The sequence below is a fragment of the Paenibacillus sp. FSL R7-0179 genome, from assembly GCF_038002265.1.
GTDB lineage: Bacteria > Bacillota > Bacilli > Paenibacillales > Paenibacillaceae > Paenibacillus_AQ.
Map to the genome: position 1 here is coordinate 105,709 of NZ_JBBOCC010000002.1, position 15,481 is coordinate 121,189.

Genomic DNA, 15,481 nt, shown 5'->3' on the forward strand with positions numbered 1-15,481 from the left:
GGATGCATTTCGGTGCGCCCCGCCTTTTTGTGATGCGCAAATATGAGGTTAAGTTCGAAGCAAGTCGCTGATTGTATTTCCTGCAATAGAAAACTCATATTTGACTGTAAAATGAGGTTCTAATGTATTTCGTACAGTGGAATGTGGCATTTTGGGCGAAAGGAGGCCTATATTCTAAATTCAATTGTAACGAATACAATAGATTCTATTTCGAAGACCCTTTTACAGCATTCTAATGTACAAAATACAGTTGCTTCCATTCAAGCGTCTACATCATACGTATGATTGCTGCGGGAGTAAGGAGCTAGTTATCTTTTGCGGAACAAGGCCGTCCACAGAAAAGCTTCACCGAACAGGTTCTCACTCTGCTCCGTCTGGCGCATCCTCCGGAACCGGATATTCTCGTAACGGCCGAAGAATGTCTGGAGCTGTTCCTCCGTGAACCCCAATCCTCCTCTCATCCGCCGCTGACGGTACACCTCCCAATCGGTAATCTCTGCACCCATGGAGCCTGCTGCGAAGCAGGTTAAGCCGAAATGACCGCCGGGCATAAGCGCCCTGTCCAGCAGTTCCAGATAGGTGGCTCTGCGGTGGGGATAGATGTGATGGAAGCATCCGCTGTCATAGATGAGGTCATAGCTCCCGGGCGCCAGTTCCAGGTCAAAGATATTCCCGCAAGTGAAATTCACCTCTACCTGGTGTGCCCCCGCACGCTCCATTCCCCAATCGACCGCTGCCTGTGAAATATCCACAGCGTCTACCTTACAGCCCTGACGGGCCATGTACACTGCATTTCTGCCGCCTCCGCAGCCTAGCTCAAGCACCCGGGCCGAGGTGAGCACTCCGCTGCTGAAGGATTCCACCAGATTCTCATCGGGACAATCCCGGAAAAAAGGAATGTCCTTCTCCTTGTCCGCATAGAACCCATCCCACCATTCCCCCTCCTCCCGGAAAAAAGAGTCCAGCATCCTCAGTGTGTCCTCATGGCTATAAATCGTTTCGTTCGACATGCTCTCACAGTCTCCCTTCCTATCATTATGCGGTACACCCGATGTAACCCTGAGACAATCCAGACAGTAACCCTCCTAAATTATGTTATAATATTCCGGAAATATGTTCTGTGCGGTTGGTTGCAGAGTTAATAGAAGAAAGGGGGCAATTCCCGTGTCCAAGACCTTTGAAGTAACACTCCAAAAAGTAGTCGATCACTCTTACTCTATTGAAATCGGTGAGCATCTGTTTAGTTCCCTAATCAGCGATTTGCATCAGGGTCTTGTAAGTGGAGCCAGTAAATATGCTATCATTACAGACTCCACGGTGGAGCCGTTATATGGCTGTCCTTTACTGGAGCTGCTGCGGCGTGAGGGATTTCAGGCGGACTTATTCTCTTTTCCGGCAGGGGAGAGCTCTACCGGCCCGTGAATTCAGAAGCGGTCTGGCCGAGACCATCAAGCACGCCTGTATGAGCGATGAGCAGTTCTTCAGCTATCTCGAAGCGAATATGGACAGAATCATTACGGAAGAAGGGGAGCTAATTCTGGATGCCGGAGTGTGTGAGCATATCGCGCTGACGAATTGCCGGATCAAATATGAGGTGGTAGAGCAGGATGAGCACGAAAGTAATCTGCGGCAGATTCTGAATCTGGGGCATACCGCAGGACGGGCGCTTGAGGCGCTAAGCGGTTATCGATTGCTTCACGGCGAAGCCATTGCTGTGGGGCTTGTCATCCAGGCGAGACTGGGGGCGAAGTACGGATATATGACGGAGGAAGAGGCTGATCGTATAGCGGCTCTGCTGAAGAAGGCAGGTCTGCCAACAGAGATTCCTGAGGACATTACCAACCGGGCGCTTCTGGATAAGATGTACACGGACAAAAAAGTGCGCAGCGGCCGCATCCGCTTTGTCTTCCAGGACGGCATCGGGGCGATGAAGCGTTTTGAGGACGGTTCGTTTTCCGTTCCGGTAGAGGAGTCAGAGGTGATGGAACTGCTGGAAGAGTTACGCGCAATCCATTAATCACTCCCGATTTTGTTCACACATAGAATCGTCCACAATGAACACGGGCCGACCCGATTTTCACTCTGCGAAAGTTGAGTTGGCCCATTCCATTCTCGTTGCTATAAATAAGCTCCAAAATAATACTCTACCTTCTCTTTCGCATAACGGTCTATGCCAAGCCATGAATCTACGGATACGAAGTCCGTTCCTCTGCCGCGTTCAGGTCCAAGCCGTTCTTCAGAAGCTAATATACCTGCAAAACCCCATATCTCCATCATAACATCCCGTTCATACTGGTTGGAGGATAATACATCCTTCCAGCGCTTCTCTAATTTACGTGCGGAATCCGTCTCAGCGCAGGCATCCACCTCTGCCAGTAAATTTTTGAGGATCTGAACATCCTCAGAGGTCACCACTACCGGTTCCTCCTTCGCTAGCAGTTCGAGATCCATCCAGCAATAGAGGAGCCAATTTAAGCGGACACCCCCCCATTTTACCCGTTCAAAATTCAAAATATTAATATCCTCATTATTCCATTCCTCATGAGTCATTAATTTATGCTCGTTACAATAGAAGCAATGGCTGTAGCTGGCACGCTCCAGAAGCTTGTCACTATATTGATGCCGGGGAAGATGGCTGGTTAATGCATAGCTGGATAACCCGCTTCTCAGATGTACTTCTCTTGTGGATAGGCTATGTAAAAAGGCAGCAGCTACCCTGTCCTTCGTAACCACATGCTCCAGCAAATAACGGATTCTCGCCACACACTCATCATGCGTCATCGTTACAGGATCGAACATGACCCCTTTGCTTTTAGCATATTCAAACTCTTCTCCGGCAAAAGGCAGTCTTGTCCCGGCAGGCTTCCAGCCCTGCGCAGACCAAAACGTTTTGTTTAATATTTTTTTCGCTTTAGCGTCCATGATTTCCCTCCCATTCATCTAATTATGTTATATAGTATCATCGTGACCATTAATCTTTCAATATTTGGAACATGCTTCCTTTGGCTGCCCCCCTTAACAATGTAGAGTTTCAGGTGAACTGAATCCCGCCTCCTCCATTCTGGGTAATATAGAGAATGAGAGCTTAGGAGGAGGGACGATCATGGGGAACCCGCTGAAGGAATTCAAGAACAGCATCGATGGCCTGAAGCAGTCACTGGATGGAGTGAAGCAGTCGGTGGACGGGCTGAAGGCGCCGGTCGAGGAGTTTAAAGCGAATATGCAGGAGACGCTGGATGAAGCGAAGCAGAGATCGGACGGGGTAAAGTCAGAGCTTGGGCGGATGAAGCAGTCGGTCAAGGAGACCCAGACGGTACTCGGCGAGGTGAAGGAGACGCTGAGCGCATCGGCGGAGGTGCTGTACAAGAGGAAGCGATATCTAAGACTGTTCAGCCGCAAAAGAAAGCCGCAAACCACCAAGGCCCGCCGTTTATAATCTATCCCTCACTTGTACGGGGACATATTCCACGCGCCAAAAGAAAACGCAAGAGTCAGGGCGGTATCCGTACCGTGTGACTCTTGCGTTTTTGGTTTTCCATTTTGATGTGCCGTTTTGATGTACAGGTCCATGCGGACAGGAGGGCCTTTATTTGGGCTATTTGCTCTATTCCGGCTACCTACCCGGACTCAGAGGCCCTTAACTAACGTGTATCGCCTCATTTTCAGCATCATTGCGCCCTTTAACGGCCTCACAGTCCGCAGCGGGCAGAAAAGTTGCCTTTTTGACCAAATAGCGTCCCCATCGTCCGCGGAGCATCCAGCCGGGCCGCCAACATACTACAATCACACTACCGCACCGCAACTTCATTCCACATATCGCACATCGCACATCATCCCACACCGCTCTCCCACACCAATCCTGATGCCACTCAGGAACGGTGCAGCACCCGGCGATGACAACGCGGCCGTTCCTCAGCAACCTGTAATCTCCGTATTCCGCATATCAAGGCGGCGTCAGGCTTAAGCTCCCCATCGAATCGACCACAAACACAGGCACAGACTCCTCGCCAAGCTCCGTCTCCACCGTGCCGTATCCATTCTCGAACTGGCCGCTCACTGCGGTGAGTCCGGTAAGTTGGCTTACCTCGCCCTGAAGCAGCAGATAGCGGCCGTTCGAACGGGCGACTGCTCTTCCGGCAGAGTCGATAGAGATATCGCAGGACAGCATCACTTTCTCATAAGGGAACAGCTCAAGCTGTGTAGCATCAATAGGGGTGTAAGTGAACTCCTGATAGAGTTCCGAGAATTCATATACCCCGTTTACCTGCCGGAAAATAGCGGTCCTATCGGCGACACCATCAGCCAGATTCGTGTTCATTACGCGGATGGAGCCATCCTCCGCTATTAGCTCATAGCTGCTGCCTGTGAAGCTGAACAGCAGGGAGATTCCTTCCGGCCGGATGGCATAGCCTGTGAAGGTACTGCGTCCGTCAGTCTCACCGCTGTTAGCTACAACTACGGGAGCTTCGGAGTAAGCAGATAATGCTTCGTCAAAAGAAAGAGCGCTCAGCAGCCCCGAACCTGGGATCACCTCCCCGGTCCGGGTGGAGACCGTGCCGTCCCCGCTCATCTCGGCGTAGACCAGCCTGCCGCCGGCGTCTACTCCGGCTACGGCCACCTTGGTCCCATAACGCCCGGTGACAGAGGCCGTCAGCGTGTAGCTGCCCTGTACTTCGCCGCCCGGCAGCAGCCGTACCGGCTCGGCCAGGTTCCAGGCTAGCGTTGCGGCAGCGGTCTCCTTGGAGGTATCCTGTACCGGGGCCAGCTCCGCATAGAGCCTGATGGCATCGGCATACCGGCCGCCGCGCACATGGCGCGTGCCCTCGCGGAGCAGCCGGGCGATGCTGCTGTCGATCAGCTTCAGCACCTTGGAGCTGGTGATGCCGGCAGATGCCGCATAGCTGCGGTAGCGGGCGGCATGTCCGGCGAACGCCGCGGTGTGGTCACCATCCAGATCCTTATTCAGGATGAGCGAAGCGCTCTCCTGAACCTGCTTGTTAAGCCAGGGCGCAGTATAACTATGATTCATATAAGCTTCTTCCATAGAGAGGGCGCTCTCCAGCATAGGTCCGAAGCTTCCGGCTGCGGCCAGAGCCTTGAGCCTCGCGGTATCATGGGCCTTAAAGCTCGCCGCGAGCAGCTTATCCTTGGCGGCGGCTCCCCCGTAATAGTCTGCCGGAATTTGCAGCAGGCTCCATTTAAGATTGTCCGTACTGTTGCTATCCGTCCCCGAATCTGACCCCTTAGACGAACCAGCGGCGAGTCCGGCCAGATACTCATCCTTGAACTGCCGGAACCCGGCGGTCATCTTGTCTGAGACGCCTGAATCCGCCGAGAGCTGGCGATAATAGGCTTCATAGGGACCGCCCGGCGTCATATACTTGCTCTTCAGGCTGAGCAGGGAGGCATAGCTCTCCATCATCCCTGTGAAATCCTTCACCGTCAGCTGGTCCGCAAGCGTTAAGGATAGTCTGCTTAGACTGCTGCGGATGCCCGTGATGGGAGCCAGCTTTGCCAGTCTTGCCGTAATTTCTTCTTCTTTATATAGGATCGCATGGTTGGCCGCTGCTTGGCGGTACCGGCTCTCGGCAGCGATCAGCTTCCCGGCAGCGTACAGTTCTCCGGCTTCCTTTACATCCTGAAGCTTATGCTTAATCCCCAGCGCCTTCTGCCCCAGAGGGAGCAGCATCAAAATACACAGAATAATCATAATATTCCGCAGGGTTATAGCCCGTATAATCGTCATATAATATAGCCCCTTTATTGATAGATAAGGTTTAGAGCGGCAGTCAGCTTCTAACCTTACACTTCAGGGTCCCAGCGGTACTTAAGCTCACGGATCTCCTCCACCTTGGCATCCAGGCCGTTCCACGGCTCATAAGGGTTCGCGGCAATCAGTCTGGATAAGCGCAGAAACCGGTCCTTGGGCAGCTCCTGCACATAGCGGCCGATCATGCCGGAGTAGAGCAGTGCGTACCGCTTCATGCGGACTGCAGCACTGGCAACGGCGGTCATAATAATCAGGCCCTCATCCATTTCGAGAATCTGCACCTCGTAATTCTTGACATAGCGCAGGGTGCGGTCTTTGATCAGCTCGGGCCGGACCCTGGCGATCTCGCCGATATATTCAGCCAGCAGCGGCTCGAAGTCCTTCAATAGCAGCTGCTCCAGCTCCAGCGTCATGTCCTTGCGCAGCTGGAAGCCGTGCAGCAGGGCGACGCGCTGGCGGGAGATCCGGTCTCCGCGCAGCAGCACGGAGATCTCGCGCAGCTTCTCATAAGCGAGCACATCATTCTCGCGCAGTACCGTCACGGCTTCCTGGCGGTTCAGCTCCAGATCCTCCTTGATGCTATAGATATTACGGCCAAGCAGTTTGTTCAGCGCATACAGATTTTCGTTCTGCCGTACTTTTCGCTGCGTATAGTAGACCAGTCCGGCTAATACGAGACCGCCTGCGCCGCATAGTACCATCTGCTGCAGATTCTGTCCGAAATAGATTCCGGCCAGGGTCAGCAGGAGAATAACGAGCAGCCGGGTCTGTACCCTGCGCCCGGCTAAGGAAGCTGCATACTTCTCTACCGGAGCCAGCGAGGCACGGCCGCAGTGGGTGCAGCGTTCCTCGCCCAGCGCGGTGTAACGGTGGCAGCGGCGGCAGATACGCAGCTTCTCGAAGGCATAACGGGGAGCCTTGAAGGGACGGAAGATCACCGGTTTCTTTTTACTCACGGGCCGTATCTCCTCCGTTCAATGCAGCCAGCAGGCGCTCGTCGATATCCTCACGGGTGAGCGGCTTCCGCTGGCGGGAAGCATATAGAATGATCTGAATCACAGCATAGAGAAACGTTATCCCGAGTATGGCGTATGTAATCATGGAACTCTTCCTTTCTGCTCTGGTTACGGTCTTTTAATCAAATATTCAGGAATGCGGCGTATACTTAGAATAGTCTATCCGGCTCAGGATGGCGATTGTCACTAGCGGAAGTGCCGGTCCAGCGGTCACTATGTTGAAGTTTACAAGGTTTAATTATATCATAATGGCATGCTATTGACAGAATTTAGCTATGCGTTACGGATCTGCCATATCCGCCTAATTTCACACAAGAGGAGCCCTATTTATGCTTCGTAACGAACGTGATTTCAGCAAGGCCAAGAATAGACTGCAGCGCATATTGCCTGTATTGCTCATGATCTTATGCATCACTGTATCCCCATATGCTGCTTCGCGAGCCAGCGCGGCTTCAGCCGCACCCTCACATATTGACGCTGTGCTGCTGATCGATGTCAGCAACTCGATGAACAAGAGCGACAAGAACAAGATAGCCAATGAAGCGATGAAGATGTTCATAGATATGCTGTCCACCCAAGGCGATAAGGTAGGCATTGTGGCCTACACCGATACGGTGCAGCGCGAGAAGGCGCTGCTCGGCATTAAATCCGCCGGCGACAAGGAGGATCTGAAGAATTTCATCGACGGGCTTAGCCGCGGACCCTACACGGACCTGGCGGTCGGTATGGAAGAAGCGGTGAAGGTGCTGGAGAACGGCAGCGATCCCGGCCATGAGCCGATGATCGTCATGCTGGCGGACGGCAACAATGACCTCAATGAAGCCAGCGGCCGGAAGCAGTCTGATTCCGACAAGGAGCTGAAGGCGGCAGTAGAGGCTGCCAAGCAGAAGGGGTATCCCGTATATACCATAGGACTGAATGCGGACGGCAAGCTGAACAAGAATATTCTGGCCGGGCTGTCCACCGAGACAGGCGGCAAGGCGTTTACCACGAATTCTGCCGATGATCTGCCGCAGATTCTCAGCGAGATTTTTGCCAGCCACTTGAAGCTGAAGGTGGTGCCGGTGCCGTCCATTACGGCGAACGGTGACTATCAGGACGTAACGGTGAACGTGCCGAACAGCAGCGTGCTGGAAGCGAACATTTCCATTATGTCCTCGAAGCCGGTGACGGCGAAGCTGAGCGATCCTTCCGGCAAGGAAGTTGCTATTCCCTCGGATAAGGTGCTGCTGTCGAAGTCGTCCACCTACACCCTGATCAAGCTGCTCGCGCCGGAGCAGGGGGACTGGAAGCTCCAGGTCAAGGGCGTGCCGAAGGACAAAATCGACATTAATCTGGTGTTCAACTACGATCTGGAGCTGAAGCTGGATGCTCTGCCAGCCAAGTCTTACGGCAAAGGAGACACGGTGGATATCTCCTCGCATCTGTTCAGCAATGGAGCAGAGGTAACAGAGAGCAGCCTGTATCAAGAGATGAAGGCCGTATTGCTGGCTACAGATAAGGACACCGGCCAGGTGCAGGAGATTCCGCTGGATAACTCGGGTGCCGAGTTCAAGGGTGCTTTTGAAATCAAGGATAATCATGAATACGAGCTGAAGGTCCGGGCCGAAGAGAGCAGCTTCTACCGGGAGAGCGATGTGCTGACCATCAATGCCAAGACGGGAACAGTGGCGACCACCCCGCCGTCAGCAGGCACTCCTGCGGGTGAAGAGCCAGCCGCTGAAGAGACCTCGAACACGCTGTACTATATCATCGGCGGCATTGTGCTGCTGCTGGCGGCGGCTGCTGCATTCTGGCTGCTGCGCAGTAAGGCTAACCGGGGGTTCGTCGGACAACTGGTAGTGGAAGTGGTGGACGGCAACACCGGAGAGAAGACCTATCCGCAGTACAAGAAGCTCGCCGCCTTCCGCGGCAAGTTCACTCTGCACCAGCTCCTGCAGCTTGCTCCTGAGCTTAAGGAGAGCGAAAAGCTGGTCTTCACCCCGGGAACCCACGACCGGCTCCTGCTGCGCGGAGGCGAAGGGATCTCGGTGGAACGCTCGGGGCGTGCTGCTGATACCTCACGGGGCCTGGAGATGAAGAACGGGGACCGGGTAACGGTCACTCTGCAGACGGTAGACAAGACGATTTCTTTGGAATATTTGATCTGATAAGCAGGCTAAGTGTATGCTCCCGAAGCGAATATGCGAAGTGCTTCGGGATGCATAGGCTATCATGACTTTTGGGGGAGAACCTATGAAACCGGTAGTAAGAGAACATATTCAACAGCTGGATGTATCGCTTGGCGGAGGGATCGTCAGCGACAAGATCAGAGTGGATACCATCGACAACCCGATCCTCATTATCGGGCTTGGCGGCACGGGCATCGATGCCCTGCTGCGGCTCAAATACCAGATTAACCGCCGCTTCAAGCTGCCTGAAGATCCGTTGTCCAAGAAGAAGCGGGATAAGCCCGATAACGTGGAATTCCTGGCGTTCGAGACCAATGAACAGGACCGCGGCAAAAAATACAAGGGCATCGGCCTCGACCCGCAGAATGAATTCGTGCTGCTGGCCAATGCCGAGATCGGCGGCCTGCTGCAGAACCGCAGCATCCTGGATTCTTACATTACAGACTGGCTGTCGCCGGAGCTGAGCATCACAGACGGTATGAACGGAGCCGCCGGGGTGCGCCAGGCCGGACGCCTGCTGCTGTTCACGAAGATCAATCAGGTGGTTGCCGCCATCGACAAGAAGATCAAGACGCTGTCTGTCGGCACCAGCAAGAAGCTTATGGTCTTCCTGCTCACCGGTCTGTCCGGCGGAACCGGCAGCGGGGCGTTCCTGGATATCGCCTACATCGTGCGCGGTATTATTGAACGTGACTATGGCGCAGCGGGCATTGACCGCGTGAATACGCTGGGCTATCTGTTCACACCGGACGTCAATCTGGCGAACAAGAGCCTCAGCGAGCATACCCGCGAGTATATCCGCAAGAACGGCTATGCCGCGCTCAAAGAACTGGACTACTGGATGAACGTGGACAGCCGGGGTGAACGGTTCCGTCAGAAGTACGGCAATATTCTGAGCGTCAACTCGCCGCTGCCGCCGTTCAATCTCTGTCATCTCATCTCCGCAACGAATACGGAAGGCAAGCTGCTGGAGAACGCCTACGATTACTGCATGAACGTGACGGCTGAGAATATCACGAACTTCATGGCCAGTGAAGAGAAGGCCTCCGGCGAGGAGTTCGCCATCCATGACTATATCAGCAACATCCGCACGAACATTGCCCAGATGAACAAGACCTATCCTGCCAACTATGAATACAACATTATTGGAGCATCCTCGGCGGTGCTGCCGATTGAGGAAATGACAACCTACCTGGCCTACCGTCTCTTCGACAAAATGGACAAGATGTTCCATCACGCCCCGAACCAGGAGGATGTGGAGAAGATGGCGCGTAAGCTCGGCATCGATCTCGATACGATGATCAAGACGTTCGAGTCCCGTGTGCCGGAGCCGCTGCCGGGCTATCAGAACAGCGAGCGCCTCAGCCATGCGAATGTGGTCAAGAATCAGGTCGTCAGCATGGATACGGAGCTGGAGCAGAACTTCCTGGCCCGTGCCCGTGAGGAATATATCAAATCCAAGAAGCAGCTTCCGGGCGAGATTGCCGGACGGTTCGGCGAGGAACTGGAGCGCATCTTCCTGCATCCCGAGCAAGGGCCGTTCTATGTGTCACGGCTGCTGTACACCGAGAAGGGCTTCTGTATCCTGAAGCTGATCCAGTCTTATATTGAAGCGCTGCGCGAGAGTCTCTTGCGCCTGCCGCGTGATATTGAGACCGCACAGGAGAGTGCAGAGGATAAGCTGGGCGATGCGCGGAGCGCTTTTGTGTCCAAAGAGAAGAAGAAGAACGCCTATATTGAAGCCAAAATCAATGAATACTGGCTGCACGCCGATGTGGAGCGCACCGAGCAGATGATCCAGTTCTATGAGGATCTGTATGAGCTGCTGAATGAAGAGAACAGCCGCATCTACGGTGTGTTCACCGAGATTCTGACCGCGCTCAGCTCGATCTTCGAGAAGAACGGCGATATTCTGATTAACGGCGAAGAGCAGGCAGACCACAAGGGCAACAAAACCTACTACTGGAATATCGTCAACGTGCCGGATATCTCGGCGACCATCTCCAAGATCATGGACCAGAAGGACGGGGATGACCTGATCCGTGACTTCACACGTGAGATGCTGAAGCATTCCGGGCGCTGGGTAAGAGAGCAGGAGATTGATATTGTCCGCTCCATCTCCGAGTTCCTCAGCGACAAGTTCGGGGATCTGATTACCCGTTCGATGGAAGACTTCCTGGTGATGAAATACGGGCGCGAGGAGCCGCTGGATAAGTTCGTGGAGCGGATTATAGCCGGACGTCTGGATGAGGATGCGGTGCCGATTTTCCACCTGAGCAATAGCTCTGGCAGTCTGCACTTCCCGTCCTGGGGCTTCGTCTCTGTGCCGGTGAAGGCGCCGGGGATTCTGAAGGGTGTGCGGAATTATCAGAATAATGCACTCGGCAAATCACAGTTCACGATCAAGGAGAGCGAGGTCAAGAACCGGATTTTCTGGCTGAATACACGCAACGGGGTGCCGCTGTTCGTCTATACGCCGCTGCGGGTGTACGAGGAGAACTACGAGCGGACGATTCTCGACAAGGAAGGCATCGGCCGCCATCTGGTGATGACCGACAAGGACAACTGGACCTATCTGCCTTCGCCGATCCCGGAGAAGTCCTGGGGCGATACGTATGCGAATCCGCGGGTCCGTGAGTACAATGCCAGAGTGCGTGCAGATTTCGGCCGGGCGCTTGCGTCCGGTGTGATTATTGAGAAGGGTGTGGACGAGAACACGAGCAGCCGCTTCTCCGTGATCTTCACGAAGCCGCTGGATCTGGGCAAGCTGCTGGGCGCTTATGATCTGCAGCTGGATGCACCGCGTCCGAATCTGGGTGAAGTGCGCAAGGCGGCGGAAGAGCTCAAAGCGCTCATGACCAGCGGTCTTGAACGCGAAGCGGTGAAGGACATCTTCGGCAGCATCAATCTGGAGCTGGCCCAGGAGAACCTGATCCGTTCCCCGCAGCTGATTGCCCGTGTCCGCGAGGAACTGGCTAAGTACGATGCGCTGTCGGCCAAATCCAAGGAGCTGGAAGCGCTGGTGCATCAGCATCTGGATGAAGACAAATGGCTGGACCAGTTCATCGAAGCACTGTACACCGATACCATCACCAAAAAAGGCGCGCTCTATGTCTATGACCGTGACGAGGACGAGGATGCCTGGGAGCCGTTCGCCAATCTGATGAAGGAACGCAGCTATGTAGAGTATGCCGTCTACCGCCATTTCCGCGAGCTGGATGAGAAAAGCCGCAGTGTTCTGCTCCGCAAGGCAGCGCGCCGGGCCGGAGAAATGACCGCAGCCGAAGATGTAACTCCGCTGCTGTATAAGCTGGAAGGGATGTATGTCTCGTTCCTGGAAGCGCGTGACGCTCTGGAATATGAGCGGGTAGAGCATGCCAACGGAGATGAAATGTACGGCTTCTACAAGAGCCTGACCGGCAAGCTTGGCAGCATCCGCAGAAAGCTGAAGTAGGCCTATGATCAGAGATCAGGCCTTACAATATGCTGAGCAATACGCTGCCCAGGAGGAAGCACAGCATAATAAGGGGGATGGGCGCAGCAGTATCCATTACCCTGCGCTGTTCCTGTTCCTGGGCGATAAAGTGACCCAGGCGATCGGCCCTGTGCTGGAACGCTGCCAGCGCAAATGGGACAATGCGGGCGGCGTGATGGCGCTGCATGCCGGTTCGCACAACGGCAGCGGCAGTACGCAGGAGAAGGAGGGAGTCAGGGGGCGGATCGGCAGCGGAAACAGCAGCGTCCATGAACGCGTGATGCACATGACCCTGCCGGATACGGCAGGGCGTGATCCGCGTACGGTCCGGCATGAGCTGTACCGCGAGTTTCATGAGGATAGCCAGTATTTGGCCGGAATGAACCGGACGCTGCGTCAATTAAGCAACAGTATAGCGGATTACGGACGGCTGTATTCTTCTTTTGACGTCATCCATCTGTCTGTTATTACACGGGTCGATGATCCGCAGAATGTGCTGTTGCCGCAGATCGTGCTGCTGGCCCGCGCCATTCTTAGCCAATCGTTCAAATCGGTGCAGATTGATCTGTACGCGCTGATTAACGAACGGGAGCAGGGGGATAACTTCGGCTATTCCAGCTCGGTCGGACTGGCTTGTCTGCGTGAGCTGGACGGGATGCAGGCGGCGGATTATACCTTAAGCGCTCCGCTGCTGGTGACAGAGGAGGGGCTGTCCATTCCCGTGACGCATGGCCCTGCTCCGCTGTTCGATCTGGTCTATCTGCTCTCCGACAAGAACGAGCGCGGACTGATGTCGGTTCATGGCATGGACGACAATTACGAGATTATCGCCCACATCAGCCTGCTCAAGAACCGGGTCCGGCCTGCGGCCGATCAGGCCTCCGGTCACGGCGGCTACAATAATATGACGTTCAAAAGCGGCATTCGCGGCAGCACAGGCAGACAAGGCTACGCGTCTGCCGGCTTCTCGGCGGTGCGGCGGCCGAACCGCCAGATTGCGCTGGCGGTGCTGTACCATGCGCTGCATTATCTGTCCGGGCGGCTGCGTGCAGGCCAACCCCGGAGTCTTAAGGAGCGGCAGGCGATGCTTGGCCTTGGAGCGGATACCCTGCGGGACCGCGCGGCGGAATTGCTGCCGGAGCAGTCCGCTCTCGCCGAGATGACCGGGCTGATGAGCCACGGGCGTCCCTCCTATTCACAGCTTCGGATGCTCTCGCTGCGCGAGGCTGAGGAGCTGCTGTTCGGGGAAGGGGCGCAGGCGTACTTCCGCAGTAATTTTGCGGAGGTGTCTGCTCGCAGGGCTGCCGGGATTGATCCGGCCCGGGAATGGGCCGGAGTGCTGGCTGCCGAGGAGGCAGGAGCTTCCCCGGTCACCTTCTACCAGCTGGCGGAATGGACCAGTGAGAAGACAGGTGAGGGGGGCAGCGTGCTGCAGGCCTTGCGCCAGCATATGGGCGGGCTGCGCTCCGCGCTGCTCTCCGCCCAGGAGGAGCTGGAGCGGCTCTACGCGGAGAGCGTGGAGCGCCAGCCGTTCCAGCGGGTGCCGCTGCTGGATAAGCGGACGGTGCGCAATTTCATTCACTACCTGTTCGAGTCCGTCTACGGCAAGAAGTATGAGATTCTGCTGCTGGAGAGCGAGCTGGCACTCTGTCTCCGCTATGACGCTGCACTGGAGCAGCTGCACGCAGACAGCAGAACGAAGGTGGCGGCGATGGACGCATTGGAGGAGGAGCTGCATGGCGTAGCCCTCGCCAGCATCGGCCGCAGCAAAGAGACAGTGGATCAGAACATCATGGAGTATTACCGCAGTGTGACGGACGAGGTGATGAAGGATATCGAGACCCGGCGCGGTGCAGGGATCTTCTTCAGTGAGCGGTTCATGGGCAGCCTCTCCGGGCTGCTGGTGCACGGAGGCGGCCAGGCTGTTGCCGAGCGGCTGATCGAGCTGTGCCGCCGGGAGCTGCTTACGGCGGGGCCGTTCAAGCTTCCGTTCGAGGAGGAGCTGCTGCGGCGTGCCAATGTTGCAGCAGCTTACGAGAACCGGGATATCGTCTCCAAGGAGGAGCTGTTCAAGCAGCTCTACCGCAGTCTGGAGGAGGAGGCGGCGATGAATGTCCGCCTGTTCGAGTATACGCAGGAGCACCGTCACGAAGAGAAGTACTTCTTCGGCGACAGCTCCTCCGAATTCCTGCGCTATGCCTTCAGCGCCGACGAGACCACCCGCATCTACCGGCTCGGCTTCGTGCATGAGCAGCGCCGCAGCGGCGTGGAGAAGCTGAACCTGATGGGCGGCTTCCACCTGGAAGACCTGCTCTACTACCGCAACGGCAAGGTCTATTACGAGACATATGCCGGCAACGGATACCAGCTCCACGGTATGGAAGAGGAGCAGCTGCCGGAGATGAGATGAGTGGCATTTAGATGCGATGAGTGCTGATGAGCGGAGACGGGATGAGTGCTGATGAGCGGAGATGGTATGTGCTGATGAGCGGAGTGCTATGACAAACTATTATTTGTGTTATGGCTACCATAGCAGTAGGGTCAATAGTCCGCGTGAGTTCGGCAGCTGACCGGATGCTGGTGAAAGTGAGCCAGATGGTGAAATGAGAGGGATAAATCCCTCTGATGCTGGCTGAAGTGGGCTGAATGGCGGGAATGAGAGGGATAAATCCCTCTGATGCTGGCAAAATGGGCTGGATGGCGGGAACGAGAGGGATAAATCCCTCTGATGCTGGTGAAAGTGAGCCAGATGGTGAAATGAGAGGGATAAATCCCTCTGATGCTGGCTGAAGTGGGCTGGATGGCGGGAATGAGAGGGATAAATCCCTCTGATGCTGGCAGAAATGGGCTGGATGGCGGGAATGAGAGGGATAAATCCCTCTGATGCTGGCTGAAGTGGGCTGGATGGCGGGAATGAGAGGGATAAATCCCTCTGATGCTGGCGGAAATGGGCTGGATGGCGGGAATGAGAGGGATAAATCCCTCTGATGCTGGCGAGTGTCAGTAATAATGCCCCTGATTTCACCGAAAGTATGCCGAACTGCCAAAT

11 protein-coding genes are annotated in these 15,481 nt (G+C 55.2%); 6 read left to right on the top strand and 5 right to left on the bottom strand.

Annotated elements, in window-relative coordinates; all coding sequences use genetic code 11:
* Positions 1-308: 308 nt before the first annotated feature.
* Complete coding sequence (locus MKX63_RS17280; RefSeq protein ID WP_341018843.1) at positions 309-1,010, bottom strand: class I SAM-dependent methyltransferase; 702 nt, start codon at positions 1,008-1,010, stop codon at positions 309-311.
* Positions 1,011-1,164: 154 nt separating this feature from the next.
* On the opposite strand from MKX63_RS17280, the gene MKX63_RS17285 reads away from it, so the two are divergent.
* Both MKX63_RS17285 and MKX63_RS17290 read left to right on the top strand, forming a co-directional pair.
* Positions 1,165-1,422, top strand: a complete 258-nt coding sequence (locus tag MKX63_RS17285) for a hypothetical protein (RefSeq protein WP_341018844.1) — start codon at positions 1,165-1,167, stop codon at positions 1,420-1,422.
* Between the two features lie 40 nt (positions 1,423-1,462).
* On the top strand, positions 1,463-2,017 hold the full coding sequence (locus tag MKX63_RS17290) for a 3-dehydroquinate synthase family protein (protein ID WP_341018845.1): 555 nt from the start codon (positions 1,463-1,465) through the stop codon (positions 2,015-2,017).
* Positions 2,018-2,118: 101 nt separating this feature from the next.
* Here the strand turns inward: MKX63_RS17290 and MKX63_RS17295 are convergent, their stop codons facing one another.
* Positions 2,119-2,922, bottom strand: a complete 804-nt coding sequence (locus MKX63_RS17295) for a hypothetical protein (RefSeq protein WP_341018846.1) — start codon at positions 2,920-2,922, stop codon at positions 2,119-2,121.
* Between the two features lie 181 nt (positions 2,923-3,103).
* Here MKX63_RS17295 and MKX63_RS17300 point away from each other — a divergent pair, with 181 nt between their 5' ends.
* Positions 3,104-3,436 (top strand): hypothetical protein, encoded by a 333-nt coding sequence (locus MKX63_RS17300; protein ID WP_341018847.1) that lies wholly within the window; start codon positions 3,104-3,106, stop codon positions 3,434-3,436.
* Positions 3,437-3,943: 507 nt separating this feature from the next.
* Here the strand turns inward: MKX63_RS17300 and MKX63_RS17305 are convergent.
* The 3 genes from MKX63_RS17305 to MKX63_RS17315 are packed head-to-tail and all read right to left on the bottom strand — an operon-like array spanning position 3,944 to position 6,871.
* The gene (locus MKX63_RS17305) at positions 3,944-5,746 is read right to left on the bottom strand and encodes a hypothetical protein (protein WP_341018848.1); all 1,803 of its coding nucleotides are present in this window, start codon (positions 5,744-5,746) and stop codon (positions 3,944-3,946) included.
* Positions 5,747-5,802: 56 nt separating this feature from the next.
* Positions 5,803-6,726, bottom strand: a complete 924-nt coding sequence (locus tag MKX63_RS17310; RefSeq protein ID WP_341018850.1) for a hypothetical protein — start codon at positions 6,724-6,726, stop codon at positions 5,803-5,805.
* The gene (locus MKX63_RS17315; protein ID WP_155991665.1) at positions 6,719-6,871 is read right to left on the bottom strand and encodes a hypothetical protein; all 153 of its coding nucleotides are present in this window, start codon (positions 6,869-6,871) and stop codon (positions 6,719-6,721) included. Before MKX63_RS17315 ends, MKX63_RS17310 begins: the two co-directional genes overlap by 8 nt.
* Positions 6,872-7,115: 244 nt before the next feature.
* Between MKX63_RS17315 and MKX63_RS17320 the strand changes: the two genes are divergently transcribed.
* From MKX63_RS17320 to MKX63_RS17330, 3 genes are all read left to right on the top strand, one after another.
* Complete coding sequence (locus MKX63_RS17320; RefSeq protein ID WP_341018851.1) at positions 7,116-8,936, top strand: vWA domain-containing protein; 1,821 nt, start codon at positions 7,116-7,118, stop codon at positions 8,934-8,936.
* An 85-nt stretch (positions 8,937-9,021) separates the two neighbouring features.
* A complete protein-coding gene (locus tag MKX63_RS17325; RefSeq protein WP_341018852.1) occupies positions 9,022-12,411 on the top strand; it encodes a tubulin-like doman-containing protein in 3,390 nt (1,129 codons plus the stop codon).
* 4 nt (positions 12,412-12,415) lie between these two features.
* Positions 12,416-14,842: a transcription initiation factor TFIID gene (locus MKX63_RS17330; RefSeq protein WP_341018853.1), complete on the top strand. Its 2,427-nt coding sequence runs from the start codon at positions 12,416-12,418 to the stop codon at positions 14,840-14,842.
* The last annotated feature ends 639 nt before the right edge of the window (positions 14,843-15,481 follow it).

What these genes read in the sequence shown, in the direction of transcription:
- MKX63_RS17280 (WP_341018843.1), bottom strand. Translation starts at nt 1,010, where the DNA reads ATGTCGAACGAAACGATTTATAGCCATGAGGACACACTGAGGATGCTG.
- MKX63_RS17290 (WP_341018845.1), top strand. Translation starts at nt 1,463, where the DNA reads ATGAGCGATGAGCAGTTCTTCAGCTATCTCGAAGCGAATATGGACAGA.
- MKX63_RS17295 (WP_341018846.1), bottom strand. Translation starts at nt 2,922, where the DNA reads ATGGACGCTAAAGCGAAAAAAATATTAAACAAAACGTTTTGGTCTGCG.
- MKX63_RS17300 (WP_341018847.1), top strand. Translation starts at nt 3,104, where the DNA reads ATGGGGAACCCGCTGAAGGAATTCAAGAACAGCATCGATGGCCTGAAG.
- MKX63_RS17305 (WP_341018848.1), bottom strand. Translation starts at nt 5,746, where the DNA reads ATGACGATTATACGGGCTATAACCCTGCGGAATATTATGATTATTCTG.
- MKX63_RS17315 (WP_155991665.1), bottom strand. Translation starts at nt 6,871, where the DNA reads ATGATTACATACGCCATACTCGGGATAACGTTTCTCTATGCTGTGATT.
- MKX63_RS17320 (WP_341018851.1), top strand. Translation starts at nt 7,116, where the DNA reads ATGCTTCGTAACGAACGTGATTTCAGCAAGGCCAAGAATAGACTGCAG.
- MKX63_RS17325 (WP_341018852.1), top strand. Translation starts at nt 9,022, where the DNA reads ATGAAACCGGTAGTAAGAGAACATATTCAACAGCTGGATGTATCGCTT.
- MKX63_RS17330 (WP_341018853.1), top strand. Translation starts at nt 12,416, where the DNA reads ATGATCAGAGATCAGGCCTTACAATATGCTGAGCAATACGCTGCCCAG.